Origin of the sequence: Actinomadura madurae (genome assembly GCF_900115095.1) — a bacterium.
Classification (GTDB): domain Bacteria; phylum Actinomycetota; class Actinomycetes; order Streptosporangiales; family Streptosporangiaceae; genus Spirillospora; species Spirillospora madurae.
This window is the reverse complement of the sequence record NZ_FOVH01000017.1, coordinates 96171-123025: the sequence shown is the minus strand read 5'-3', so window position 1 is coordinate 123025 and position 26855 is coordinate 96171. Positions and strand designations below refer to the sequence as shown.

The following is a 26855-nucleotide window of genomic DNA, read 5'->3' as shown; positions in this document are numbered from 1 at the left end:
GAACGCAATGCCGGAAAGCGCCGATGATTTGCACCGCCATGGCGCGTCGCCCGGCCCCGCTTGGTGTTGCCCCGCCACGGGAAGATCTTTGGGCACGGTTGCCGTCCGGCCGCCCGTCCGGGCGGGTCAGGCGCCCGCGACGCGGCTCAGGCGCCCGCGACCGGGTGGGCGAGAAGCGCGACCGGGTCGCGCCCGACGCGCGTGACCACCAGGGTCAGCTCCTTCGCGCCGCGTCCGGGGCGCCGCCTGCCGAAGCCGAGGTCGTGCCGGAGCCGGTCGACGTCCACGGCCGAGCCGCGCTTCTTGACGGTCAGCACCCCGATCTCGCGCCGGCGCAGTTCCGCGCGCAGCCGCTTCACCGAGAACGGCAGCACGTCCTCTATCGCGTAGGCGGAGGCGAACGGGGTCGGACGCAGCTCATCGGACGTGATGTACGCGATGTGCGGATCGGCCAGACCACCGCCGACCAGCTCCGCCACCTCGCCGACCAGATGGGCGCGGATCACGGCTCCGTCAGGCTCGTACAGGTAACGGCCCCACGCGCGCACGTCCGGGGCGTCGAACCCCTGCGGCGTCAGCGTCCACACCTCTGGATCGAGGTCGGACGACAGCAGCGTGGCACTGCGCCCCACATCCCCGGCCAGCTCACCGAGCCACAGGGCCGCTTCCTTGACGTCACCGCCGACCGAGACCCACTCGGCCTCCGCGCCGTCGGGCACGGCCTCGTGCGGGATGCCGGGCGCGACCTTCACGCAAGCGGCCGGCACCTTGGCGGCCATGTCGAGGACGACGTCGAGCGGCGGCTCATACGCGCGGGGATCGAAGACCCGGCCCCGTGCGGTTCTCCGTCCAGGGTCGGCGAACGCCGCGCCGAACCCGGACGGGTCCTCGTTGGTCGCGTCACCCACCCGCACAGAAGCGAGACCGTCCAACCCGAGAGCGGTCACGTTCGCCTGGGCGACCTCGGCCGTGAGCGGGTCGAGCTCCACGCCCTCCCCGGCGAGCCCCGCGCGCGCTCGGGAGACGAGGTCGGCCCCTATCCCGCACCCCAGGTCGAGAACACGCGCGCCGGGGAGTCGGTCCGCGAACCGTCCCGCCCTGTAGGCCGCCACGCTCGCACGGGTCGACTGCTCCAGCCCCGCCTGGGTGAAGTACATGCGCTCGGCGTCCGCGCCGAACTTGGCCCGCGCCCGCACACGCAACCGCGCCTGCGTCAGCGCGGCGGAGACGAGCGCGGGATCGTGCCGTTCACGCAAGCGGGACGCGGTGGCGAGCAGGGCGTCCTCGCTCACGTCGGCCGCGGCCGTCTCGCTGAGGAGCGCCTGCCCGGAGGGGGTGCGCAGGGCCCGGAACGACGGGATGTCCATAGGGTGGAAGTTAGCCCCCGGTGAACGGCGCGTGGTGCCTCCGTGTCCGTGTTGACGGGCCAACGGCCACGGAATAGTCTCCATGTCTGGCACTCTCATAGTGAGAGTGCCAATACAGCGACAAAGGTCGGTCTGGCACCCGCGACGGCAGGCCGGTCCAGGGTCGCCTCTCTGTCACATGTGCTGGCCGGCCATCCGTGGCCGGCCGAGGACCAATCGAAGGGGAGGTCAGATCGTGACGACCGCCACCAAGGTTGTTCTCAAGCCGCTTGAGGACCGCATCGTCGTCCAGCCGCTTGAGGCCGAGACCACCACCGCGTCGGGCCTGGTGATCCCGGACACCGCCAAGGAGAAGCCCCAGGAGGGCACCGTCCTTGCCGTTGGCCCGGGTCGCGTCGACGACAAGGGCGAGCGCGTCCCCGTCGACGTCAAGGTCGGCGAGGTCGTGCTCTACAGCAAGTACGGCGGCACCGAGGTCAAGTACAACAACGAGGAGTACCTCGTCCTCTCGGCCCGCGACGTGCTCGCGGTCATCGAGAAGTAATCACCGAGACGTGATGCACCCGCCCCGGTCGGCGCCGCCTTCGGCGGGCCTGCCGGGGCGGATCGCGTGAAAGAGGAGTATCCGCATGGCGAAGATCCTGGAGTTCGAGGAGGACGCTCGCCGGGCTCTTGAGCGCGGCGTCAACGCTCTCGCGGACGCCGTCAAGGTGACGATCGGCCCGCGCGGCCGCAACGTCGTCATCGACAAGAAGTTCGGCGCGCCGACGATCACCAACGACGGCGTCACCATCGCCCGCGAGGTGGAGCTGGAGGACCCCTACGAGAACCTCGGGGCCCAGCTCGCCAAGGAAGTGGCGACCAAGACCAACGACATCGCGGGCGACGGCACCACCACGGCGACCGTCCTCGCGCAGGCGCTGGTCCGCGAGGGCACCCGCAACGTGGCGGCCGGCGCGTCGCCGCTCGCCCTCAAGCGCGGCATCGACGCGGCCGCCCAGTACGTCTCCGACCAGCTGCGCAAGTCGGCCCGCGAGGTCGGCGAGAAGGGCGAGATCGCGCACGTCGCGACCATCTCCGCGCAGGACCCGCAGATCGGCGAGCTGATCGCCGAGGCGTTCGACAAGGTCGGCAAGGACGGCGTCATCACCGTCGAGGAGGCCCACACCATGGGCCTCGAACTGGAGTTCACCGAGGGCCTCCAGTTCGACAAGGGCTACCTGTCGCCGCACATGGTCACCGACCACGAGCGCATGGAGGCCGTCCTGGAGGACGCCTACGTGCTCATCGTGGACGGCAAGATCTCCAACGTGCAGGAGTTCCTGCCGCTGGCCGAGAAGGTCGCGCAGACCAAGAAGCCGCTGCTCGTGGTGGCCGAGGACGTCGAGGGCGAGGCCCTGGCGCTGCTCGTCGCCAACAAGATCCGCGGCACCTTCACCTCCGTCGCGGTCAAGGCGCCGGGCTTCGGCGACCGCCGCAAGGCGATGCTCGGCGACATGGCCACCCTGACCGGCGGCCAGGTCGTCAGCGAGGCCATCGGCCTCAAGCTCGACTCCATCGGGCTGGAGGACCTCGGCCGTGCCCGCCGGATCACCGTCACCAAGGACGCCACCACCATCGTCGACGGCGAGGGCTCCGCGGACGAGATCAACGCGCGGGTCAACCAGATCAAGGTCGAGATCGAGAACAGCGACTCCGACTGGGACCGCGAGAAGCTGCAGGAGCGCCTGGCCAAGCTGGCCGGCGGCGTCTGCGTGCTGCGCGTCGGCGCCGCCACCGAGGTGGAGCTGAAGGAGAAGAAGCACCGCCTGGAGGACGCCATCTCGGCGACCCGCGCGGCGATCGAGGAGGGCATCGTCTCCGGCGGCGGCAGCGCGCTGGTGCACGTCGGCAAGGAGGGCTTCGACTCCCTCGGCCTGTCCGGCGACGAGGCCACCGGCGCCGAGGCGGTCCGCCGCGCGCTGAACGAGCCGCTCCGCTGGATCTCCGAGAACGCCGGCCAGGAGGGCTACGTCGTCGTCTCCAAGGTGCAGGCGCTGCAGTCGGGCCACGGCTACAACGCCGCGACGAACGAGTACGGCGACCTGATCGCCCAGGGCGTCATCGACCCGGTGAAGGTCACCCGCTCCGCGGTCACCAACGCCGCCTCGATCGCGGGCATGCTGCTCACCACCGAGGCGCTCGTGGTCGACAAGCCGGAGGAGCCGGAGGAGGCCGCCGGCGGTCACGGCCACGGCCACGGGCACGGCCACTGAGGTCGGCTCACCCGGAGGGACACGTCCCGTCCGGAATGTTTCGGCAAGACCCCCGTCCGTCCGGGCGGGGGTCTTGTTCGTCTCCGGGACCCTCTTCGAACGGCAACACACGGCAGTCGTGCGGAAACGTTGCGTAGTATCCCCAGGTTCGATCCCGCACTGTGACCATTCCGTTGTAGAGGACAGTGGAGACACGCCCGGGGGTGCTGGGCATCATGCTTGACGTGACCGAGGGATGCTACGCCGGGACCGTGACCGCGCGCGCTGCCGAACCCTCGGGAGGGCCGGCCCCTCCGCCGGCCCGCGACGGCGGGCGCGGGACGCGGGCGCTGCGCGCCGCGGACGCGGGCGACGGCGACCTCAAGGAGCTGACGAACCGCGCCGTCCAGGGCGACCCGGGGGCCATCGAGGTCCTCATCGCCGAGGTGCGGCCCATGATCGTCCGGTACTGCCGGGCCCGGCTCGGACGGGTCTCCGGGCAGTACCACATCGCCGACGACGTGGCGCAGGAGGTCTGCATCGCCGTCCTGTCGGCGCTGCCCCGCTACCGCGACATGGGCCGTCCGTTCGCCTCCTTCGTCTTCGGCATCGCCGCGCACAAGATCGCCGACGCGCTGCGCAGCGCGGTGCGCGCGGCCGTCCCCACCGAGGACCTGCCGGACGGCCCCGACGACCGGCCGGGGCCCGAGGAGACGGTGGTGCGCTACATCGAGGCCCAGCGCGCCCGCGACCTGCTCACGCGGCTGCCCGAGCACCAGCGCGAGCTGGTGCTGCTGCGGGTCGTCGCGGGCCTGTCGGCGGAGGAGACCGGCAACGTGCTGGGCATGTCCGCGGGCGCCGTCCGGGTCGCCCAGCACCGGGCCCTGGCCCGGCTCCGGGCGATGGCCAGAGAGGAGTCGATCGCTTGACGGAGCGCGGCCCCCTCACCGGCGTCCGGGGCGGCCCGAATCCGGCCGAGCCTTCGCATTCCGGCGACGCGCCGTCCCCGCCCGGCGGCCCGCCCGCCGGTCCTCCCGAGGACCTCGGCGCGGTGCGCCGCACCGACGCCCTGATCGAGTCGCTGGCGGCGCGGCGGCGCGCCGGCGACCGGGCGGCCCGCCCCGGCCCGGCGCCGGAGGGCTCCCCTTCCCGCCCGCCGGGCGAGCGTGCGGCCGACGACCCCGACCCGGCGGTGCGGCTGCTGCACGCGCTGATCACCGATGTGGACGACCCGGACTCCGGCTCCGGCCCCGGCACGGCGCCGCCCGCGCCGCAGGGGCCCGGACCCCGCCGCCGCGGGCCGCGCACGATCGTCGCCCTCGGGGTGGCCGGTGCCGTCCTCGCCAGCAGCGGTGTCGCCGCGGCGGGCGGCGTCGCCGACCAGACCACCGCGTCCCCGGCGCCGAGCACGGCCGGCGCGCCGGACGTGCCCCGGGCCGGGACCGACACCGACGCCGCGACGCGCGAACGTCCGCGGCCGCCCGCCCGCTCCTCCCCGGAACCCGGCGGCGTCACCGCGCCCGGAGGTCAGGAGCGCGAGAGGATCGACCGCTTCAAGCGCCGCCTCGACCCGGTCCTGCGCCGCCGTCCCGAGCCTCCCGAGCGTCCCGAGGCGCCCGCCCCGATGGTGAACTCCGCCCCGTCCACCCGGCCGGACGGCCCGGCCGAGGACGACCCGCGCCGCCGCATCGAGGACCTGCGCAGGGAGGCCGAGAAGCGCGCCCTCCGGCACCCGCCCCGCGAGGACCGTCCCCGCGGGGACTGACCGGGGGCTGGTGGGGGACCGACCGCGCGGGCGGTCAGTTCTCGTCGCGGCCCTCTTCGCTGTCGATCACGCCGTCGACGTAGCCGCGGGCGTACTCCCAGCTCACGTAGTCGACGGGATCGGGGGACAGCGCGGGTTCGTGCACGCGCGGAAGGCCCTCGTCGAGCAGGTGGCGCAGGTTGCCGTGCAGCAGGTCCCAGTCGATGTAGTGGAGCTTGCCGCAGTCGCCGCAGTCGACGGTGAGGCCGCGCACGCCGAGCGGCTCCAGCAGCGCCCGGAACACCTCCAGGTCGGCGAGGTCGGCCAGCACGTCCTCCCGCTCCGTCACGCTGAGCGGAGCGGTGTCGTCGCCGGGGTCGCCCAGCGCCGCCGCCGGATCCTCCGGATCGCCGGCGAACGGGTCGAGCGGTGCGTCGTCGTGCACACCCCCACGCTACTGCGGGACCGCCCATGAGGTGCACCCCCCGCTCTTCTCCGTGTGTGAACGGTCACGATGCGTGGCTGAACGAGGGGAATGGACAGGACCGTCCGTGTTGTTGCGAGATGTCATCAAGGCCACGTGACCGCCGTGCGCAACACCCCGTCCGGGCGCGGGCCCAGCCCCTACCATGGAAGCCGGGTCCCGCGTGACCTGGCCCGATGCCGCGACCACCACGGGAAGGTTGTCATGAACCCCGCCGCCGACAAGATCCTCCCGCAGGGCCTGACCTTCGACGACGTCCTCCTGCTCCCGGGCTACTCCGACCTGCAGCCGGGCGAGGCCGACACCACCACCCGGCTCACCCGCGAGATCTCGCTGCGCATCCCGCTGGTGTCGGCGGCGATGGACACCGTCACCGAGTCCCGGACGGCCATCGCGATGGCGCGGCAGGGCGGCATCGGCGTGCTGCACCGCAACATGGCGATCGAGGAGCAGGCCGAGGAGGCCGACCGCGTCAAGCGGTCCGAGTCCGGCATGATCACGAAGCCGGTGACGTGCCTGCCGGACGCCACCCTCGCCGACGTCGAGGAGCTCTGCGCCCACTACCGGATCTCCGGCGTGCCCGTCACCGACGTCCGCGGCGTCCTGGTCGGCATCGTGACGAACCGCGACATGCGCTTCGAGTCGGACCTGTCCCGCCCGGTCCGCGAGGTCATGACGCCGATGCCGCTGGTCACCGCCCCGGTCGGCGTGTCGCGGGACGAGGCGTTCCGGCTGCTGGCGGGCAACAAGGTGGAGAAGCTCCCGCTCGTCGACGCCGACGGGCGCCTCAAGGGCCTCATCACCACCAAGGACTTCACCAAGAGCGAGCAGTACCCCGACTCCACCAAGGACGCCGACGGCCGCCTGCTCGTCGCCGCCGCGGTCGGCGTCGGCGACGACGCGATCCGCCGCGCCCGCGCCCTCATCGAGGCCGGCACCGACGTGGTCATCGTCGACACGGCGCACGGCCACTCCAAGGGCGTCGCCGACACCATCGCCGCGATCAAGGGGAACGCGCCGGTCCAGGTCGTCGGCGGCAACGTGGCCACCCAGGCCGGCGCCAAGGTGCTGGTGGACGCGGGCGCCGACGCGATCAAGGTCGGCGTCGGGCCGGGCTCGATCTGCACCACCCGCATCGTCGCCGGCGTCGGCGTCCCGCAGATCACCGCCATCCTGGAGGCGTCCCGCGCGGCCCGCGAGGCCGGCGTCCCGGTGATCGGGGACGGCGGCCTGCAGTACTCCGGCGACATCGCCAAGGCCCTCGTCGCGGGCGCCGACACGGTCATGCTCGGCAGCCTGCTCGCCGGGGTCGAGGAGTCCCCGGGCGAGCTGATCTTCGTCCACGGCAAGCAGTACAAGTCGTACCGCGGCATGGGCTCGCTCGGCGCGATGCGCAACCGCGAGCGCGGCGCCTCCTACTCCAAGGACCGCTACGCCCAGGGCGACGTCACCGCCGAGGAGAAGCTGATCCCCGAGGGCGTCGAGGGCCAGGTCCCCTACCGCGGCCCCCTCGCCAACGTCGCGCACCAGCTCGTCGGCGGCCTCCACCAGTCCATGTGGTACGCGGGCACCCGCACCATCCCCGAACTCCAGGAGCGCGGCCAGCTCATGCGCATCAGCGCCGCCGGCCTGCGCGAGAGCCACCCCCACGACATCCAGATGACCGTGGAGGCCCCCAACTACCAGGGCCGCTGACCTTCGGCCCTCGGTGCGCATGGGGTGCACAGTGGTGCTCGCGGCAGGCCTTACGGCTCCCTGGTGTCGGCTCGTCCGAACCTTTCGGGGGTGGGGCGCGTCATAACCAACGAGAGCGCGCCGGTCACTTCTGCGGGGGATGTGGCCGGCGCGTGGTCTGTCTCCGGCCCGTGTGGTCTGTCTCCGGCCCGGTCCGGATCGGCGCGGCGGCCTGCGATCTCGCCGTCGCGGCCGTGTCTCGCGTGCGCTCGGGGCTGACGTAAGCTCTTCCGGGGCTTGTTGCCGCCGTCCGCGGGAACACCGGATCACGTGAGGGAAGGGCGCAGTGGCTGCTGAGGTGGAGATCGGCCGTGGCAAGAGCGGCCGCCGGGCGTACGCCTTCGACGACATCGGCATCGTGCCGTCCCGCCGGACGCGCGATCCCGAGGAGGTCAGCGTCGCCTGGCAGATCGACGCCTACCGGTTCGAGATGCCGCTGGTCGTGGCGCCGATGGACAGCGTCGTCAGCCCCGCCACCGCGATCGCCGTCGGACGGCTCGGCGGGCTCGCCGTCCTCGACCTCGAAGGCCTGTGGACGCGGTACGAGAACCCCGAGCCGCTGCTCGCCGAGATCGCCTCGCTGGACGACGTCCGCGCCACCCAGCGGCTCCAGGAGATCTACTCCGAGCCGATCAAGGAGGAGCTGATCGGCCGCCGGATCGAGGAGGTCCGCGAGGCGGGCGTGACCGTCGCGGCGCGGCTGTCCCCGCAGCGCACCGCCCAGTTCCACAAGGCCGTGATCGACGCGGGCGTCGACCTGTTCGTCATCCGCGGGACGACCGTGTCCGCCGAGCACGTGTCCGGGCGCGCCGAGCCGCTGAACCTCAAGCAGTTCATCTACGACCTCGACGTCCCGGTGATCGTCGGCGGCTGCTCCACCTACACCGCGGCGCTGCACCTGATGCGCACCGGCGCCGCCGGCGTGCTGGTCGGGTTCGGCGGCGGCTCCGGGCACACCACCCGGACCGTCCTCGGCGTCGCCGTGCCGATGGCCACCGCGGTCGCGGACGTGGCCGCCGCCCGGCGCGACTACATGGACGAGTCCGGCGGCCGGTACGTGCACGTGATCGCCGACGGCGGCATGGTGAACAGCGGCGACATCGCCAAGGCGTTCGCCTGCGGGTCCGACGCCGTCATGGTCGGCTCGCCGTTCGCGCGCTCCACCGAGGCGCCCGGACGCGGCTATCACTGGGGCAGCGAGGCCCACCACGGCGACGTCCCGCGCGGCACCCGCATCGAACTCGGGACGATCGGGACGATGGAGCAGATCCTGCACGGCCCGTCCCACGTCGCGGACGGCTCCATGAACCTCATCGGGGCGCTGCGCCGGGCGATGGCGACGTCCGGCTACACCGAGTTGAAGGAGTTCCAGCGGGTACAGGTCGTCGTGGCCCCCCGCCGGTCCAGCGACTGAGAGCGAACCCACGCCGAATCGGTCGTTTCCAGGGTGGACCCGTCCCTACTCTTGGGTAGGAACCGTTCGGAAAACGAACCGCTCTGGGGGGATACGCGATGACGGCATCACCGGTGACCGGCCTTGGAAGCTCCCGGCTCGGCCCCGCCGAGCGCGCGGCGGCGCTCGACCGCATGGCCCAGGAGGAGTTCGACGTGGTCGTCGTCGGGGCCGGCATCGTCGGCGCCGGCGCGGCCCTCGACGCGGCCACCCGTGGACTGTCGGTCGCGGTGGTGGAGGCGCGCGACTTCGCGTCCGGGACCTCCTCCCGCTCGTCCAAACTGATCCACGGCGGGCTGCGTTACCTGGAGCAGTACAACTTCGACCTGGTCCGGGAGGCGCTGACCGAGCGCAGCCTGCTCCTCCAGCAGATCGCCCCGCACCTGGTGAGGCCCGTCCCGTTCCTGCTGCCGACCACGCACCGCGTGTGGGAGCGCGCGTACTTCGGCGCCGGCGTCGCCCTGTACGACCTGCTGTCGCTCCAGATGGGCAGCACCCGCGGCGTCCCCCACCACCGGCACCTGACCCGGCGCGGCGCGCTGAGGCTCGCCCCGTCCCTGCGCAAGGACGCGTTCGTCGGCGCGATCCAGTACTGGGACGCCCAGGTCGACGACGCCCGCTTCGTCATGACGGCGCTGCGGACGGCCGCGGAGTACGGCGCGCAGATCGCGTCCCGCACCCAGTGCCTCGGGTTCCTGCGCGAGGGGGAGCGCGTCACCGGCCTGCGCATCCGCGACCTGGAGGGCAACACGACCAGCGAGGTCCGCGCGAAGCAGGTCGTCAACGCCACCGGCGTGTGGACCGACGACATCCAGGAACTCGTCGGCGGGCGCGGCCAGATCCACGTGAAGGCCTCCAAGGGCATCCACCTGGTCGTCCCGAAGGACCGCATCCACTCCTCGACCGGGATCATCCTGCGCACCGAGAAGTCCGTCCTGTTCGTGATCCCGTGGGGCCGCCACTGGATCATCGGCACCACCGACACCGCGTGGGACCTCGACCGCGCCCACCCGGCCGCCTCGAAGGCCGACATCGACTACGTCCTCGACCATGTCAACTCCGTCCTCACCACGCCCCTCTCCCACGACGACGTGGAGGGCGTCTACGCGGGCCTGCGCCCCCTCCTCACCGGCGAGACCGAGGAGACCTCCAAGCTCTCCCGCGAGCACGTCGTCGCGCACCCCGTCCCCGGCCTCGTGCTCGTCGCCGGCGGCAAGTACACGACGTACCGCGTCATGGCCAAGGACGCCATCGACGCCGTCGCCCACGGCCTCGACGGCAAGGTCGCCGAGTCGTGCACCGACCGGATCTCACTCGTCGGCGGCGACGGCTTCCAGGCCATGTGGAACGCCCGCCACCGCCTCGCGTCCCGCTCCGGCCTGCACGTGGCCCGCATCGAGCACCTCCTGCGCCGCTACGGCTCCCTGCTGGACGACCTGCTCGAACTCATCTCCGACAAGCCCGACCTGGCCAAGCCGCTGGCCGGCGCCGACGACTACCTGCGCGCCGAGATCGTCTACGCCGCCACCCACGAGGGCGCCCGCCACCTCAACGACGTCCTCGCCCGCCGCACCCGCATCTCCATCGAGACCTGGGACCGCGGCGTAGGCGTCGCCCAGGAGGCCGCCGACCTCCTCGCCCCCGTCCTCGGCTGGTCCAAGAAGCAGCGCGACCGCGAGATCGAGTACTACCGCAAGCGCGTGGAGGCCGAGCGAGCCTCCCAGACCCAGGAAGACGACCAGGAAGCCGACGCCCACCGCCGAGGCGCCCCGGACATCGTCCCCACCGCCACGCCCTAGCCGCCTCCGGTCAGTCCCGCCGGCGCCGCCTCACCCCCCGACGAGGCATCGGCCCTATGCCTGGAAAGCGCCCTCCGCCTCTGCGGAGCCACCCCGACCCACCAAACCTGACACCCCCACCCCCGACCTGCACCCACCACGCTCTGCGCGTTGGGGTGGGATTAGGGGGTGGGGCGTTGCATTAGGGTTTTGCCGGTCTTGTAGAGGTCGGTGGGGACTCGGGCGGGGTCCAGGAGGTGTTGGAAGGCCAGGCCGACGTCGAGGGCCATGGTGAGGGTGGCGCGGTCGGCGGGGGGCACGTCGTCGGCGGGGTCCAGCTCGCTGGCGAGCTGGGCGCGGCGTTCGGCGTACCAGTCGGCGATGCGCCAGCCGGCGGCGTAGTCGCGCATTCCGTAGAGCCAGAACTCGACGAGGAGCAGGGCCAGGCGGCGGGGGGCGTCGTCGGCGTCGTGGCGGGGGGACGAGCGGCCGGTGGGGTCGGCGTCCTCCGCGGCGGCGTGGAGCTCCTCGCAGACGCCGGTGCGGGTGCGGTCGCTCGTGATGCGCTCCATCAGGGCGAGCAGCAGGTCGGTCTTGCCCGCAAAGTTGGAGTAGACCGCGCCCTTGGTGAGGCCGGCGGCCGCGGCGATGTCGTCGAGGGAGGCGCCGTGGATGCCGCGTTCGGCCCAGAGGCGCTCGGCGGCGGTGAGCAGGGCGGTGCGGGTCCGCTCGCGCCTGTCGCGGCGCGGCCGGGGGCCGCCGCCGGACGGCCGCTTCGCCTCGGGTCGCTCGTCGGTCATGTGCTGTTCCCCTCCGTCAGCGGCGGCGCGTCCGGCGGCGGTCACGCGCCGAGATTCTCTCCCTACTCTTCGAAATACACCGGTCGGAGGCGGTCGGTCCCCGAGTTGCGCAACTCTGCCTGGCTTGGAACGGTCCGTTCGAGGGAGTTCGTCAGCCGAGGACGGAAAACACCGGCGAGGTGGGGCATATCACCCCGAGTAGTGCGTTACTTGCGGGTAGCCAGATATGGGCGGCTGGTCATACTCTGCCTCCATGGCATCCCCGACGGTCCCTGCCACAGGCGCGGCAGAGCACGAGCTCCCCCAGACCCTCATCGACCGGCTGGCCTCGCACATCGCCTCGGACGGCGCCGAGACCGCGACCATCCCCGGCCCGTTCACGGGTGAACCTCTCGCCACCGTTCCCGTTTCCGGTGCCGATGACGTCCGCAAGGCCTACGAGCGGGCTCGCGAGGCGCAGCTGGCCTGGGCGGCGCGGCCGGCGGGCGAGCGGGTCAAGCCGTTCCTGCGGCTGCCGGACGCGCTGGTGGACCGGCGCGAGGAGATCCTCGACATCATCCAGCTGGAGACCGGCAAGGCGCGCCGGCACGCCTTGGAGGAGTTCCTCGACGTGGCGCTGTGCTCGCTGTACTACGCGCGGCGGGCCCCGAAGCTGCTGAAGCCGCGGCGGAGGCAGGGGATGATGCCGGGCGCCACGCGCGTCCAGGAGCTGCGGCACCCGAAGGGCGTCGTCGCGCTGATCGCCCCGTGGAACTACCCGTTCTCGCTCGGCGCCAGCGACATCGCGCCCGCGCTGATGGCGGGCAACGCGGTGATCCACAAGCCGGACACCCAGACGTGCCTGTCCAGCCTGTGGGTGCTGGACCTGCTGATCTCGCTCGGGCTGCCGCGCGACCTGTGGCAGATCGTCGTGGGGGATCCAGGCGAGATCGGCGATCCGCTGGTGGACGAGGCCGACTACGTGTCCTTCACGGGGTCGACGCGCGGTGGCCGGGCCATCGCCGAGAAGGTCGCGCCGCGCCTGGTCGGCTACTCGCTGGAGCTCGGCGGCAAGAACCCGATGATCGTCATGGCGGACGCCGACGTGGAGCGGACCGCGCGCGGTGCGGTCCGCGCGTGCTTCACCAACGCCGGGCAGCTGTGCATCTCCATCGAGCGGATGTACGTGCACGAGGACATCTACGACCGGTTCGTTCCCCGGTTCGCCGAGATGGTCACGGGCATGAAGCTCGGCACGGGCCTCGACTTCGACGTCGAGATGGGCTCGCTGACCTTCCGGCGCCAGCTCGACGCGGTGACGCGGCACGTCGACCAGGCCGTGGAGGAGGGCGCGACCGTTCTCGCGGGCGGCAAGGCCCGTCCCGACATCGGCCCCCTGTTCTACGAGCCGACCATCCTCACGGACGTGACCGGCGACATGGACCTGTGCGCGAACGAGACGTTCGGGCCCGTCGTCGCGGTCTACAAGTACCGGGACGAGGACGAGGTCGTCGCCCGCGCCAACGACACGCCCTACGGGCTGAACGCCTCGGTCTGGACGAAGAACGCGGCGAAGGGCCGCCGCCTGGCGTCCCGCATCCACGCGGGGACGGTCAACGTCAACGACGGGTACGGCGCCGCGTTCGCGTCGTACGACTCCCCGATGGGCGGGATGAAGCAGTCCGGTGTGGGGCGCAGGCACGGGTCGGAGGGCCTGCTGAGGTTCACCGAGGTGCAGACGGTCGCGAGCCAGCACTTCATGGATCTGGAGCCTCCGGGCTCGATCGGCTACGCCAAGTACGCCGATCTGATGTCGTCCGGCATCAAGCTCATGAAGAAACTCCGCATCAAGTAGGGAACGCCCGTGACGCATGACTTCGACGTGCTCGTCGTCGGGTCGGGGTTCGGCGGCAGCGTGTCGGCGCTCCGCCTGACCGAGAAGGGGTACAGGGTCGGGGTGATCGAGGCGGGCCGCCGCTTCGACACGAACCCGTCCGGGGCGCCGGGGTCCCGGTATCCGGAGCTGCCGAAGACGAACTGGCGCGTGGCCCGCTACCTGTGGGCGCCGGCGCTCGGCCTGACCGGCATCCAGCGGATGCACCTCATCCGCGGCGCGAAGTCGAGCCGGGTGATGGTGCTGGCGGGGGCGGGCGTCGGCGGCGGGTCGCTCAACTACGCCAACACGCTGTACGTCCCGCCGGAGCCGTTCTTCAGGGACCGGCAGTGGGCGCACATCACCGACTGGCGGGACGAGCTTGCGCCCTACTACGAGCAGGCGAAGCGCATGCTCGGCGTCGTCCGGAACCCCACGACGACGGCGGCCGACGAGGTCATGAAGAAGGTCGCCGACCGGATGGGCAAGGGCGGGACGTTCGTCAGCACGCCCGTCGGCGTCCACTTCGGGCGCGGTGCCGGGATCGAGAGCGCCGACCCCTACTTCGGCGGGGTGGGCCCGCGGCGGCGCGGCTGCCTGGAGTGCGGCGAGTGCATGGTGGGCTGCCGCCACGGCGCGAAGAACATGCTCACGGAGAACTACCTGTACCTGGCCGAGCGGGCGGGCGCCCGGATCATGCCGCTCAGCCGCGTGACCTCGGTGCGGCCGCTGCCCGGCGGCGGGTACGAGGTCGCGATCGTGCGGACCGGCTCGTTCGGACGGAACCGCAAGGCCCTCACCGCCGGGCAGGTCGTCTTCGCCGCCGGCACCTACGGGACGCAGAAGCTCCTGCACAGGCTCAAGTCGACCGGGCTGCTGCCGCGCCTGTCGGACCGGCTGGGCGCCCTGACCCGCACCAACTCCGAGGCGATCCTCGGCGGGGGCCGCCGCAACGGCCGGCCGGGGCCCGACTTCTCCGAGGGCGTCGCGATCACCTCGTCGTTCCACCCGGCGCCGGACACGCACGTCGAGCCCGTCCGGTACGGCCGGGGCTCGAACCTGCTCGCCGGCCTGCAGACCCTGCTGGTGGACGGCGACCGCCCGGGGGAGCGGCACCGGCCCCGCATCCTGAAGTTCGCCCGGGAGGCGGTGCGCCGGCCGCGCGACCTCGTCCAGCTCCTCGACGTGCGGCACTGGTCGGAGCGGACGGTGATCGCGCTGGTCATGCAGACCCGCGACAACTCGATCACGCTGAGCCCGAAGCGGGGCCCGTTCGGCTGGGACGTCCGCGCGTCCGCGGGGCACGGCGAGCCGAACCCGACGTGGATCCCCGAGGGGCACGAGGCGACGCGGCGGATCGCCGAGGAGATCGGCGGCATCGCCGGCGGCACGTGGGGCGACCTGTTCGACGTCCCGATGACGGCGCACTTCCTCGGCGGCTGCGCCATCGGCGACTCCGCCGAGTCGGGCGTGATCGACCCCTACCACCGCGTCTACGGGCACCCGGGCCTGCACATCGTGGACGGCTCCGCGGTGTCGGCCAACCTCGGCGTCAACCCGTCGCTGACCATCACCGCCCAGGCCGAGCGCGCGATGGCGTTCTGGCCGAACCGCGCGGAGGGCGACCCCCGCCCCGCGCTGGGCGACCCCTACCGGCGCCTCGCGCCCGTCCCTCCGAAGAACCCGGTCGTCCCGGACGGCGCGCCCGCGGCACTGCGCCTGCCCATCGTCGACATCACCTGACATCGCGGCCTCCCCCGACTCGACTCCCTGGATTCTCGGACCCGCCGGAGCCCCGGGGAGGGGAAACGCGTTCCTGTGGATAACCCCCGGTGGTCGGCCAAGCCCCGGGGAGTGTTGTCGGCTATGTCGGGTTGAGGGGAGACGCGCCGGAAATGGGGATGGGGGGTTGCGGCTGGGGGTGCGCTTAGCGTTCGGGAATGCGCAAAGAAATCCCCCTGATCGTGGCGTTAGGCGTTCCTCTCGTGCTCGCGGCGACCGCTGGTCCGGTGCAGGCAGCGGACCGTCCGCAGGTGCTGCCGATGAGTGCGAAGCTGCGGAGTGAGCTGGCCCACGTGTACGAGCGTGAGCACAATCCTGGGCACTACCGCCGTCTCGTAGTGGAGAAGCAGAACGCGCACTACGGACGAGTGGGCGGACGCTACTACGCCGTCCTCGCACTCTGGTACCGCGACAGTCCCACCAAGAACACCGACGCGGGGGCGGCCTTTACCCGGCAGGCGCCCACAGGGCGTTGGAAGGTGATCATGGTGGACGGCGCCTACGACCCGTGCGCGCGTCCGGCTCCTGCGGCCCTCATGCGCGCGTGGCGCATGAAGGTCGCCGACTGCACCGCCCCGTAGGCGGCTACGTCCGGCGCCACAGCACGAGGGCTGCGGCGCCGGACGCCGTTCGTCAGGCGCGGTAGGCCGCCCACTGGGACTGCATGCGCTCCGCCTGGCCCGGAGTGAACTCGTACATGCAGGCGTCGTAGCTGTAGTCCATGAAGTTGTGGATGGGGTCGGCGCCTGCCGTGGAGCAGGTGTCGCGGCCGGTCGGGCAGCCCGACGCGGGGCTCTGCTCGGCGGGCGTGTCGGACACGCGGTCGCCCTGGCCGCCGCAGCCGTCCTGGAAGGTGTGGTACAGGCCCATCCAGTGGCCGACCTCGTGGGTACCGGTGTCTCCCTCGTTGTAGTTGCCCAGGGAGCCGCCCGGCAGGCTCTGGTAGTGGATGACGACGCCGTCCATCGACGGCTGGGAGCTGTACTCGCTCGGGAACGTCGCCCAGCCCAGGAGGCTGCTTCCCAGGTCGGCGGTGTAGAAGTTGAGGTCCTGGGCGTCGCCGGTGTGCAGGGCGTTCTTCATCTGGCTCTCGTAACGCTCGGGGTCGGAGAACCAGGACGCGTTCTGCGTCCGCTTGATCTCGGCGAGCGTGAAGGTGACGCCGCTTCCGGCGTAGGCGTCGTTGAGGACGTCGAGCTGGTTGTTCAGCACCGCGTCCGACACGTTGCCGGCGCTGCCGTAGACGACGTGGAAGTGCACGCGGACGGTGACGGCCGCGGCGGTTCTCGCCTTCTTCAGCTTGCCCAGGCGCTTGTGGAAGTCCTTCTCCATCGCGGCGACCTTGGCCGCTCCGGGCTGGTTCCGCTCCGTGACGTGGGCTCCGGCCTGGACGCGGGCCTGGGCGGGCTGGTCCGCGCACCGGGCGGACGGGGCCGCCGGGGCGGCGAGGGTGGCGGGGGCGGCGGGTGCGTACGCGGTGAAGGCGGCCGCCAGACCGAGGGCAGCGGCGATTCGGGCGCGTTTCATGGAACTCCTTGGGGGTGCGGCGCGAGCGGGGGAGCGCGCGCTGGGGGAGCGGAGTCTGTGCTGAGACAAGGGTGAAGGCGAATAATCATCACGTCTTTAGCAAACCTGGACGAACAGGTACGGGTAATGCTGAACACGGCGCCATGGCGCGACGGCGTAGCGTGTCCCGCATGGACGTGGAGGGGGAGACGGCGCGGGTCCTGGCGGAATTGCGGGCACAGGCGGATTCGTCACGGGCCGAGAACGAGAAGCGTTACCTGAAAAGCGGTCTCGTCCACATCGGCGTGCCCGTCCCGGCACTGCGGAAGGTCGCGCTGTCGGCGGTCGAGGCCAAGCCCACGCGGGAGGAACTGCTCGCTCTCGCCCGCGAACTCTGGGACGTCACCGACGAGGGCCGTCCCGTCCATGAGGCGCGCGTGGCGGCCATAGAGGTCCTCGCGAAGCGGGCCGCGTTGCTGGAGCCGCGCGATCTCGGAATGGCCGAGGCGCTCGTACGCGACTCGGCAAGCTGGGTGTACGTCGACCATCTCGCGGAGAAGGTGGTCGGTGATCTGGTCGTCCGCCACCCTGACCTGGCGACGGCACTGGACGCTTGGGTGGCCGACCCCTACATGTGGATCCGGCGTACGGCCGTCCTGGCCCTGCTGCGAGGCGTACGGACGGGAAACCCTGACCTGGGCAGGATCGACCGCTTCGGGGACGCGCTCATAGACGAACGCGAGTTCTTCATCCGCAAGGCCCTCGGGTGGGTCCTCCGCGAACTGTCCAAGAAGGACCCGGCGTGGGTGACCGCGTGGGTCGAGCCTCGCGCCGGCGCCATGTCAGGCGTGACACTGCGCGAGGCCGTCCGCCACCTGCCGCCCGCCGACGCGGCCCGGATCAAGGGTCAGGCGCGGTAGGCCTTCCACACCTTGTGGACACGGGTGCCCTGTCCGGCGGTGAACGACGTCATGCACGTGTCGTGGCCGTAGTCCATGTAGTTGTGCACCGGGTCGCGCCCCGGGGACGGGCAGGTGTCCTTACCGGTCGGGCAGCCGTTCGTGGGGTCGCGCTCGGGCGGGGTGTCGGAGACCCGGTCGCCCTTGCCGCGGCAGCCGTCCTGGAACGTGTGGTAGAGGCCCAGCCAGTGCCCGACCTCGTGCGTCGCGCTGAAGCCCTTGTTGAAGTGCTTGATGGAACCGCCCGGCATGCTGGCGTAGTGAATCGTGACCCCGTCCATCTTGGGATCGGTCTTGTACTTCCACGGAAACGTCGACCAGCCGAGAAGGTCTCCGCCTATGTAGGCGCTGTAGAGGTTCAGCGTCCCCTTGCCGCCCCTGCGCAGCTTCGGCTTGTACGTCCCCTCGTAGCGTTCCGGGTCGCCGAACCAGGCCGCGTTGTCGCTGCGGCTGATGGCGCGGAGCCGGAAGGAGACACGCGTGTTCGCGCCTCCGTTACGTCCTCCGTAGGACGCGTTCAGCGTGCTGATCTGCCGCTTGACCGCCGCGGTGGACACGTTGCCCTTGGCGCCGTCGTGAATTACATGGAAGTAGACGGGGATCGTGATCTGAGCAGCGCGCTGCAGGGCAGGGTCCGTAGAGCCGTCCGGACGTTCTGTCGAGCCCGCTGCCAGCCCCAGACCGTCCAGAACCTGGTTGAGACGCTGTTCGACAGAGGCCGCCTCGGCGGGCGTCAGCTCGTTGGGCTCCTCGCCATGGCCGCCTGTCCGCAGCCTCGCCTCCGGGTGCGCGCAGTCCGCACGGTCGAGCGACAGGGCGGGTCTGGCCGGCCCGGAGGGCCCCGTCGGCGCCGCGGGAGCGAGGGCGGCGAGCAGGGCGGCGGCGGCGAGCAGCTTCACGGCACTCCTAGGGAGGTCGCTTGCGGACGGGAAGCGGGCGAATACGAGGCGTCATCAACAGGTATCAGAGCGAAGCCCTCCGGTGCGTGCGCTCAAGGTAAATGGATGCCGACCGTTATCGGCTGATCGCACCATGTGAGGGTGGTCTGCGAGGTGCGCCGCATCGGCGCAGGCAGCGCCCCCTTAGACTGGGAGGCCCTTCCGGCCGTGCGAAAGGCGTAGTTGGTGGCCGCAGACCAGTCCTTTGACACCGTCCTCGTCGTCGACTTCGGCGCGCAGTACGCGCAGCTGATCGCGCGGCGGGTCCGCGAGTGCCATGTGTTCAGCGAGATCGTGCCGTCCACCATGCCGGCGGCGGAGATGCTGGCCCGGCGGCCGAAGGCGATCATCCTGTCGGGCGGCCCGGCGTCGGTGTACGCCGAGGGCGCCCCGATCGTGCCGGAGGGGTTGTTCGACCTCGGCGTCCCGACGCTCGGGATCTGCTACGGCCACCAGGTGATGGCGCAGGCCCTCGGCGGGACGGTCGAGAACTCCGACGTCGCCGAGTACGGCGGCGCGACCGTCGCCGTCACGTCCCCGGGCATGCTGTTCGCGGGGCTGCCGCACGAGCAGGCGGTGTGGATGTCCCACCGCGACTTCGTCAGCAGGGCGCCGTCCGGGTTCACGGTCACGGCGAGCACCGACGTCACGCCGGTCGCCGGCATGGAGGACCTGGAGCGCGGCTTCTTCGGCGTCCAGTTCCACCCCGAGGTCCTGCACACCGCACACGGCATGGAGATCCTGCGGCGCTTCCTCTACGAGGGCGCCGGCTGCCGCCCGAACTGGACGATGGTGAACATCGCGGACGAGTCGATCGAGGCCGTCCGGGAGCGGGTGGGGCGCAAGCGGGCCATCTGCGCGCTGTCCGGCGGGGTGGACTCCGCCGTCGCCGCCGCGCTCGTCCAGCGCGCCATCGGCGACCAGCTGACCTGCGTGTTCGTCGACCACGGGCTGCTGCGCAAGGGCGAGCCCGAGCAGGTCGAGAAGGACTTCGTCGCGGTCACCGGGGTGAACCTGCACGTGGTGGACGCCCAGGAGCGCTTCCTCGCCGCCCTCGACGGCGTCACCGACCCGGAGGAGAAGCGCAAGATCATCGGCCGCGAGTTCATCCGGGTGTTCGAGGAGGCGGCCCGCGAAATAGTCCACGGTGGATCCGGGGGAGCTGGGGGGTCGTCCCCCCAGAAGGGTGCTGAGGACGCCTCCGAGCCGGTCGAGTTCCTCGTCCAGGGAACCCTCTACCCGGACGTGGTCGAATCGGGCGGCGGCACCGGCGCGGCGAACATCAAGTCGCACCACAACGTGGGCGGCCTGCCCGACGACCTCCAGTTCGAGCTGGTGGAGCCGCTGCGCACCCTGTTCAAGGACGAGGTCCGCGCGCTCGGCGAGCAGCTCGGCCTGCCGTCGGAGATCGTCTGGCGGCAGCCGTTCCCGGGCCCCGGCCTCGGCATCCGGATCATCGGCGCCGTCACCCGCGAGCGGCTGGACATCCTGCGCGACGCCGACGCCATCGCCCGCGAGGAGCTCACCCGCGCCGGCCTCGACCGCGACATCTGGCAGTTCCCGGTCGTCCTGCTCGCCGACGTCCGGTCCGTGGGCGTCCAGGGCGACGGCCGGACGTACGGGCACCCGATCGTCCTGCGCCCGGTGACCAGCGAGGACGCGATGACGGCCGACTGGGCGAAGCTCCCGTACGACCTGCTGCGCCGCATCTCCACCCGCATCACCAACGAGGTCCGCGAGATCAACCGGGTGACGGTCGACATCACGTCCAAGCCTCCGGGCACCATCGAGTGGGAGTAGGCGGTCCCGCCCGCCCGGCCGTGGTGATTCCGTGGCGGATCCGTGGGAGCACGGATGTCCCGCCCCCTCCGCGGGCGGCACGCTCGACGAGCCGGTGACCGCCGGCCCGCCGTCCGCCGCCCGAGGAGGAACGCCATGGACTACGGCCAGCTCGTCAGGAAACTGTCCGTGCCGCCCGGTTTCGCCGTGCCCACACGGCTGACCCACGGCGACATCGTCGCCAGGGCGCTGTCGCGTGCCGATCTGGCCGATGACGTGCGCGGCATCAATGCGAGCATCGACATCATCCGCCGGACCCGTGGCGGCTCCTGGCCGGTGGAGAAGGTCACCGAGGAGTTCAATTTCGTCGACCTCGTGTGGCACGAGTGCGAGTTCCGGGAGGGCGACTCCTTCGCCTATGCCGTGTACGACGTCGCCGGTGCTTACCTCGGCTGCTGCTACCTGTATCCCATGGGACGGCGCACCCCGCTGTCCGAAGAGCTGGCGAAGTACGACGTGGACGTGAGTTGGTGGGTGACGCCCTCGGCGTACAAGGCCGGCCACTACAGCGGCCTCTACCGTGCCCTGCGCCATTGGCTGGCCGAGGACCTTCCCTTCACGGAGCCGTACTTTTCCAACCTGGAGATCCCCTCCGACTGAGAAGTGCCCGGACGTCAGGTTGGTCGTGCGCGATCGGCGGCATGGGTGGCGAGGGCTTCGGCGGCGTCGGCGAACATGTCGGCCAGCGCGGACGGGGTGGTGTCGAACTCGCCGTCCAGCCAGGCGATGAGGTTCTCGCCCCAGCCGGCCACCAGCATCGTCGCGGCGAAGTGCATGCGGGCCCCGGCGGCGGGCGGGATGTCGTAGAACTGCCGGGCGTAGTCGATGACGAGGCGCGTGTACCGGCGGCGGGCGGCCTGCCGGCGCGCGCGCAGGACGGGGCTGGCGGCCGCTTCGATGAGGACGACGCGGACCTTGCGCGGGTCGGCGCGGCCCAGGTCCAGGGCGGCCATCGCGGCGGAGCGGACGGTGGTGCGCAGGTCGGCGTCCGGTCCGGCGGCGGCCACTCCCTGAGCGGCGGCGTCGGCGACCTCGGTCACGATGCGGTCGTGGACGTCGGCCAGCAGCGCGTCCAGGTCGGCGTAACTCTCGTAGAAGTAGCGGGGGTTGAGGCCGGCGCGCGCGCAGACCGCGCGCAGGGACGTGCCCTGGACGCCCTCCGTGCCGAGCAGGTCGAGGGCGGCTTCCAGGAGCGCGGCGCGGCGGCCGGCGCGGCGGCGGTCGGCGGTGACGCCGCCGTAGGGGCGGGGACTCACCCGACAATCTTGACACACCTGTTTCCAGAATCTACGTTTCTGGAAACAGGTGTAGCCAGTTGGAGACGGCCATGTCCCTGCCCACCACCACGCCGGACATGGGGCAGATCTTCGCCCCCCTCATGCACGAGCACGACTACGTCATCGACGCGATCGACGGGGCGCTCCCGGCCGGCCTGACCGGGACCCTGTACCGGATCGGCCCGGGGAAGTGGGAGGTCGGGCGGACGCTGATGCACCACCTGTTCGACGGCGACGGGATGGTCTCGCAGTTCGCCTTCGACGGGCGGTCGGTGCGGTTCCGCAACCGCTACGTCCGGACGGGCCAGTTCAAGCACGGCCTGGTCTCCGGCGACCTGCGCGGCCCCGGCGTGGGGACGGCCCTCCCGGGCGGTCTCTGGGCCAACTTCGCCAAGGGGAAGGGGCCCGCGAACGTCGCGAACACGGGGGTGGCGATGCACGCCGGCCGGCTGCTGGCCCTGTGGGAGGGCGGCCCCCCGCACCGCCTCGACCCCGACACCCTGGAGACCCTCGGCCTGTACGACTTCGGCGGACGGCTGCGCGGCGCGCTCAAGTCCTTCTCCGCCCACCCCAAGTGGGATCCGGCGACGGGCGAGATGTTCAACTTCGGCCAGGATCTCGCCCCGCTGCCCGCCCTGAACTGCTGGAAGGTCGACCGGCGCGGCCGGATGCGGCGGCTCGCCAAGGTCCGGATGCTGAACATGCCGTGGAACCACGATGTGGCGCTCACGACCCGCCACATGGTGTTCGTCCTGGACCCGTACATGTTCGACCTGCGCACCATGATGAGCGGCGCGCCCGTCTTCGACGCGATCCAGCACCGTCCGGAGAAGGGGACGCGCTTCGTGCTCGTGCCGCGCGACGGCGGCCCCGCACGGATCGTGGAGCATGAGGCGCTCGTCCACGTCCACGTCGCGAACGCGTTCGAGGACGGCGGCGACACCGTCGTCGACCTGGTGCTGCTGGAGGACTTCGCCGCGGTCAGGCGTGACCTGTCCGAGTTCCGGACGCGCTTCACGGACCCGCCGCCCAGCAGGCTCATGCGGTACCGGATCACCCCCGCCGGGCGGGTGATCGAGACGCAGCTGTCCGAGCGGCCCGGTGAGTTCCCGCAGTACGACTGGCGGCGGTCCACGCGCCGGCACCGCTACACCTACATGACCGGGCGCACGGGAGCCGGCGGCGAGTACGACAGCGTCCTGAAGGTCGACAACGACACCGGCCGGACCGAGGTCCATGGGATGGGGCCGCACACGTTCGTGGGAGAACCCATCTTCGTCCCGCGCACGACCGATTCCGCTGAGGACGATGGGTGGCTGCTGGCCGTGGTCTACCTCGCCGCAGAGCATCGCTCGCAGCTCAGCATCCTGGACGCCCGGGACCTGGAGAACGTAGCCACGCTTCACTTGAAGCACCATCTTCCCTTCGGTTTCCACGGCACGTTCACGCGCAGGGTCGCCGATCCCGGGGCGCCGATCCCGCATCCGGACCGGCTGCCGATTCCCTGAGCGTCCGGGGCCCCCGACCTTCATGCGCCGGTCAACGGCCGCCAGGTGAGGTCAAGTCTGCGTCAGGGGACGGCCTGGCAATCGCGATGCGTGTTCAGGTGATGGCGTAACGTCACCATGCTCTGTGGGGCGAGGAGGAGGCCCCATGTCCCCGAAGCTCAGCGTCGTCGTGCCGTTCCACAACACCGAGGAGTACTTCCGGGAATGCCTGGAATCGCTGGCGGGCCAGACGCTGCGCGACCTTGAGGTGGTCCTGGTGGACGACGGGTCCACCGACAACGGCGCGGTGATCGCCAAGGAGCTGTGCGCCCGCGACCCGCGGTTCCGCCTCGTCGCCCGGGAGCACGAGGGGCCGGGACCCGCCCGCAACGCCGGGGTGCGGCAGGCGAAGGGCGAGTACCTGGCGTTCGCCGACGCCGACGACGTCGTGGACCGCGAGGCCTACGCGCGGCTGGTCGGGTCGCTGGAGCGGACGGGGTCCGACCTCGCCTCCGGGAACGTCCAGCGGATGGACGAGGACAGGACGTGGCAGTCGGTCCTGCACGAAGGTGTCTTCGAGGAGTCGCGTTCGAGGACGCATGTGTCGTCCATGCCGCTGCTCATGCGTGACCGTACGCCGTGGAACAAGGTCTACCGGCGTGACTTTTGGAACAGCTCCGGCCTGGAATTTCCCCCGGGCTTCTACGAGGACCCTCCAGTCACGGCGCGCGCGCACGCCCTGGCACGGTCCGTGGACGTCCTGAGCGAGACGGTCTACTACTGGCGCAAGCGGCCCGGGTCCATCACAGAGGACCGCTACGACTGGGACAACATCAGCCAGCGGATGCGGTCGGCACAGGCCGTCCGGGACGGTCTGGCCGGCTACGCGCCCCAGCTTCTGAACGCCTACGACGAGCACGCCCTCGTCCCGATCGAGCTCCGCGTCCTGTTCGAGGCGCTCCCCCGGACGCACGTCGAGCACCGCGAAGAACTCGTCGCCATGGGTGCGGAACTGGCGGGAGACATCAGCCCCCGCGTCCTGAAGCGCCAGCCGGCGATGACGCGCCTGCAACTGCACCTGCTGTGCCGGGAGATGCTTCCAGAGCTGCTGGAGGTCCTGCGCTTCGCGCACCTGCGCAAGACGGCGGACGCGCCGAGGGTGCGGCGCGGCCTGCGGCATCGCTGGTACGCGGAGTTCCCGTTCTTCGAGGACGAGGAGCGGGCCGTCCCGTCGCACGTGTACGACGTGACCGACGAGCTGAGGCCGGTGGCGGCGATCGACGGGGCCACGTGGGTGGACGGGCGGCTCCGCGTCGAGGGCCACGCCTACATCCGGCACCTGGACTCCTCCACTGAGGACGGGTCGCGCATCCGGCTGTGGCTGGTGGCGGCGAACAAGCGGGGCATCATGCGCGTGCCGGTCAGGCGGGTCCGGAGGCCGGACGTGACCGCCCGGTCGCGGCAGTCGGCGGTGTCCTACGACTGGTCCGGGTTCGTCGCGGAGATCGACCCGTCCGCGCTGAGGATGTTCGGGCGCTGGCGGGAAGTCGACTGGGTCCCGTGCGTGGAGATCGTCAACCGGGGCCTGCGGCGCCGGTCCACGTTCTCCAACCCGCGGCTCACCGCGCGGCAGTGGCCGGACGACCAGGAGTGCGCGCCGGACGTGCTCGTCCAAGGCGTCGCCGCGCGGCACCGGTTCGTGATCCAGGTCCGGCCCACGCCGGCGGCGGTCGTCGGCTGCCATCTGGAGGGCGGCGAGCTGTGGCTGGACGGCTGGAGCCGCGCCCCGCTGGGCGGCGAGCCGCGGGTCACCGCCACCCCCAGGGCGGGGAGGGCCACGGTGACCGGCCCGGTCGACCCGGCCGGCGGCGGTTTCCGGGCGAGGCTGCCGGTCGCGGGGCTGGCGCGGCGGCAGGGCGACTGGGAGGTCTTCCTGCCGGACGGGGTCCGGCCGTACCTGGACGAGCATCCGGCGGGCACGGCGTTCCCGGTCCCCGGCGGGGAACTCGAGATCGCCAGGACGCGGCGCAGCACGCTGCGGATCGTCGTCCGCGGACGCGTCCTCGCCGTCGACGAGGTGTTCTGGTCGCCCGACGGTGCCCTGCACCTGGCGGGCACATGCGTGGACCGCGTCGGACGGCCGGAGTCGCTGACGCTCCGCCGGAGGCGGTCATGCGAGGAGCACATCGTTCCCCTGGCCTGGGACGGCGAGCGTTTCACGGCGAAGTTCTCGCCCGCGCGAATGCCGGTGCTCGGCCTGTCCCGGCCGCTGGTCGCCGGTACCTGGGACGCCCTCGCCGTCGTCGGCGGCCAGGAACAACCCGTCGTCCTCAGACGGCACACCCTGCGCGACGTGCCCGAGCCGTACGAGGCGGGCCTTCACCGGATCACCGTCCGGGCCCAGAAGACCGACCATCTGGTGCTCCGGGTAGAGACGGCCCTGGACGACGACGAGCGCGGAGCCTACGCGCAGGCGCGGATACGTTCCGGGCACTACCGGCGCCATCTGAACCTGCCCGTCCGTGAACTCGCCGTATTCGACGCGTACCGGGGACGCCAGTACTCGTGCAACCCACGCGGCATCTACGACGAGCTTCGACGCCGCGAAACCGACCTGGAATGCGTGTGGGTCACCGAGAACGGCCAGTTCGGTAAGCCGGCGGGTGCCCGGACCGTCCTGGCAGGTACGCGCGAGCACTACGAGGCGCTCGCCCGCGCGCGCTACGTCTTCGGCAACTGGTCGCAGAAGGAGTGGTTCTCCAAACGCGACGACCAGACGTACGTGCAGTGCTGGCACGGGACGCCTTTGAAGAAGCTCGGCTACGACGTCAAGAAGATGCCCTACAAGCGCGCCGAGGGCGTCGACTGGATGGAGTACGACGTTTCCCGCTGGGACCTCCTGCTCGCCCAGAACGCGTTCTCGGTGCCGCTGTTCCGGCGCGCGTTCAACTACGACGGGGACGTCTTCGAAAGCGGCTACCCGCGCAACGACATCCTGCGCAGCCCGCACCAGGAGGAGATAGCCGCGGCGGTGCGCCGGCGCCTCGGCATCCCGGAGGGCAAGCGGGTCGTCCTGTACGCGCCGACGTGGCGGGACGACTTCCACCACGCGGTCGGCAAGCGAGCCTTCCGTCTGGAGTTCGACATCGACCGGTTCAGGGCCGCGCTGGGCCGCGACCACGTCCTGCTCCTCCGGACGCACTACCTCGTCACCGACCGGCCGAGGCTCAAGCCGGGCGACTGCGTCATGGACGTCTCGGTCTACCCCGACATCTCCGAGCTGTTCCTCATCACCGACGTGCTCGTCACGGACTACTCCTCGTCCATGTTCGACTTCGCCGTCACCGGCCGCCCGATGGTGTTCTTCACCTACGACCTGGAGCGCTACCGCGACCACGTGCGCGGCTTCTACTTCGACTTCGACGCGGAGGCCCCGGGCCCGCTGCTGCGGACCGCGCAGGAGGTCGTCGAGGCGCTGGGCGAGCCGGCCGCTCTGGAGGCCGGATACCGGGACGCCCGCGCCGCGTTCGCCGCCCGGTACTGCCCGCACGACGACGGCCACGCCGCCGCCCGGGTGCTCGACCGGGTCCTCCAGCCGCCCCGATGACCACCGACCAACCC

General features: G+C 71.5%; 21 protein-coding genes. 15 read left to right on the top strand and 6 right to left on the bottom strand.

Features of this window, described 5'->3' with window-relative positions; all coding sequences use genetic code 11:
- Positions 1-146: 146 nt before the first annotated feature.
- Positions 147-1367 carry a THUMP-like domain-containing protein gene (locus tag BM339_RS36700; protein ID WP_075023886.1) on the bottom strand — a complete coding sequence of 407 codons (1221 nt, stop codon included), beginning with the start codon at positions 1365-1367 and terminating at the stop codon, positions 147-149.
- A gap of 235 nt (positions 1368-1602) precedes the next feature.
- Here BM339_RS36700 and groES point away from each other — a divergent pair, with 235 nt between their 5' ends.
- From groES to BM339_RS36680, 4 genes are all read left to right on the top strand, one after another.
- Entirely contained in the window at positions 1603-1911 is a 309-nt protein-coding gene (gene groES, locus BM339_RS36695) for a co-chaperone GroES (RefSeq protein WP_021594484.1), read from the top strand.
- Positions 1912-1996: 85 nt separating this feature from the next.
- On the top strand, positions 1997-3622 hold the full coding sequence (gene groL, locus BM339_RS36690; protein ID WP_021594483.1) for a chaperonin GroEL: 1626 nt from the start codon (positions 1997-1999) through the stop codon (positions 3620-3622).
- 215 nt (positions 3623-3837) lie between these two features.
- Positions 3838-4530, top strand: coding sequence for a sigma-70 family RNA polymerase sigma factor (locus tag BM339_RS36685; RefSeq protein ID WP_412516175.1), 693 nt, complete (start codon positions 3838-3840; stop codon positions 4528-4530).
- Entirely contained in the window at positions 4527-5366 is an 840-nt protein-coding gene (locus tag BM339_RS36680) for a hypothetical protein (protein ID WP_075023885.1), read from the top strand. Before BM339_RS36685 ends, BM339_RS36680 begins: the two co-directional genes overlap by 4 nt.
- Positions 5367-5400: 34 nt before the next feature.
- Here BM339_RS36680 and BM339_RS36675 read toward each other — a convergent pair whose 3' ends face one another.
- A complete protein-coding gene (locus BM339_RS36675; RefSeq protein ID WP_075023884.1) occupies positions 5401-5790 on the bottom strand; it encodes a DUF5319 domain-containing protein in 390 nt (129 codons plus the stop codon).
- Positions 5791-6033: 243 nt separating this feature from the next.
- Between BM339_RS36675 and guaB the strand changes: the two genes are divergently transcribed.
- The 3 genes from guaB (at position 6034) to BM339_RS36660 (ending at position 10815) form a co-directional block, all read left to right on the top strand.
- Positions 6034-7524, top strand: a complete 1491-nt coding sequence (gene guaB, locus BM339_RS36670; RefSeq protein WP_021594103.1) for an IMP dehydrogenase — start codon at positions 6034-6036, stop codon at positions 7522-7524.
- A 337-nt stretch (positions 7525-7861) separates the two neighbouring features.
- Positions 7862-8977 carry a GuaB3 family IMP dehydrogenase-related protein gene (locus tag BM339_RS36665; protein WP_075023883.1) on the top strand — a complete coding sequence of 372 codons (1116 nt, stop codon included), beginning with the start codon at positions 7862-7864 and terminating at the stop codon, positions 8975-8977.
- A 98-nt stretch (positions 8978-9075) separates the two neighbouring features.
- Positions 9076-10815 (top strand): glycerol-3-phosphate dehydrogenase/oxidase, encoded by a 1740-nt coding sequence (locus tag BM339_RS36660; protein ID WP_024934165.1) that lies wholly within the window; start codon positions 9076-9078, stop codon positions 10813-10815.
- Positions 10816-10976: 161 nt separating this feature from the next.
- Here the strand turns inward: BM339_RS36660 and BM339_RS36655 are convergent, their stop codons facing one another.
- Complete coding sequence (locus tag BM339_RS36655) at positions 10977-11594, bottom strand: TetR/AcrR family transcriptional regulator (protein WP_083598369.1); 618 nt, start codon at positions 11592-11594, stop codon at positions 10977-10979.
- 253 nt (positions 11595-11847) lie between these two features.
- Between BM339_RS36655 and BM339_RS36650 the strand changes: the two genes are divergently transcribed.
- The 3 genes from BM339_RS36650 (at position 11848) to BM339_RS36640 (ending at position 15809) form a co-directional block, all read left to right on the top strand.
- Positions 11848-13428 carry a succinic semialdehyde dehydrogenase gene (locus tag BM339_RS36650; protein ID WP_075023882.1) on the top strand — a complete coding sequence of 527 codons (1581 nt, stop codon included), beginning with the start codon at positions 11848-11850 and terminating at the stop codon, positions 13426-13428.
- A 9-nt stretch (positions 13429-13437) separates the two neighbouring features.
- Complete coding sequence (locus BM339_RS36645; protein WP_075023881.1) at positions 13438-15189, top strand: FAD-dependent oxidoreductase; 1752 nt, start codon at positions 13438-13440, stop codon at positions 15187-15189.
- Between the two features lie 299 nt (positions 15190-15488).
- Positions 15489-15809, top strand: coding sequence for a hypothetical protein (locus BM339_RS36640; RefSeq protein WP_143118752.1), 321 nt, complete (start codon positions 15489-15491; stop codon positions 15807-15809).
- A gap of 52 nt (positions 15810-15861) precedes the next feature.
- Here BM339_RS36640 and BM339_RS36635 read toward each other — a convergent pair whose 3' ends face one another.
- Positions 15862-16755: a zinc metalloprotease gene (locus tag BM339_RS36635; RefSeq protein ID WP_075023879.1), complete on the bottom strand. Its 894-nt coding sequence runs from the start codon at positions 16753-16755 to the stop codon at positions 15862-15864.
- A 170-nt stretch (positions 16756-16925) separates the two neighbouring features.
- On the opposite strand from BM339_RS36635, the gene BM339_RS36630 reads away from it, so the two are divergent.
- A complete protein-coding gene (locus tag BM339_RS36630) occupies positions 16926-17654 on the top strand; it encodes a DNA alkylation repair protein (RefSeq protein WP_075023924.1) in 729 nt (242 codons plus the stop codon).
- On the opposite strand, the gene BM339_RS36625 is transcribed toward BM339_RS36630, so the two are convergent.
- A complete protein-coding gene (locus BM339_RS36625) occupies positions 17642-18592 on the bottom strand; it encodes a zinc metalloprotease (protein WP_021594094.1) in 951 nt (316 codons plus the stop codon). The two genes, BM339_RS36630 and BM339_RS36625, sit on opposite strands and share 13 nt — an antisense overlap.
- Positions 18593-18817: 225 nt before the next feature.
- Here BM339_RS36625 and guaA point away from each other — a divergent pair, with 225 nt between their 5' ends.
- Entirely contained in the window at positions 18818-20431 is a 1614-nt protein-coding gene (gene guaA, locus BM339_RS36620; protein ID WP_177287869.1) for a glutamine-hydrolyzing GMP synthase, read from the top strand.
- Between the two features lie 135 nt (positions 20432-20566).
- Positions 20567-21070, top strand: coding sequence for a GNAT family N-acetyltransferase (locus BM339_RS36615; RefSeq protein WP_075023877.1), 504 nt, complete (start codon positions 20567-20569; stop codon positions 21068-21070).
- Positions 21071-21084: 14 nt separating this feature from the next.
- Here BM339_RS36615 and BM339_RS36610 read toward each other — a convergent pair whose 3' ends face one another.
- Positions 21085-21726 carry a TetR/AcrR family transcriptional regulator gene (locus BM339_RS36610; RefSeq protein ID WP_075023876.1) on the bottom strand — a complete coding sequence of 214 codons (642 nt, stop codon included), beginning with the start codon at positions 21724-21726 and terminating at the stop codon, positions 21085-21087.
- A 71-nt stretch (positions 21727-21797) separates the two neighbouring features.
- Here BM339_RS36610 and BM339_RS36605 point away from each other — a divergent pair, with 71 nt between their 5' ends.
- Together BM339_RS36605 and BM339_RS36600 are read left to right on the top strand one after the other, a co-directional pair.
- Positions 21798-23255: a carotenoid oxygenase family protein gene (locus BM339_RS36605; RefSeq protein ID WP_075023875.1), complete on the top strand. Its 1458-nt coding sequence runs from the start codon at positions 21798-21800 to the stop codon at positions 23253-23255.
- A 145-nt stretch (positions 23256-23400) separates the two neighbouring features.
- Positions 23401-26841 (top strand): bifunctional glycosyltransferase/CDP-glycerol:glycerophosphate glycerophosphotransferase, encoded by a 3441-nt coding sequence (locus tag BM339_RS36600; protein ID WP_075023874.1) that lies wholly within the window; start codon positions 23401-23403, stop codon positions 26839-26841.
- The last annotated feature ends 14 nt before the right edge of the window (positions 26842-26855 follow it).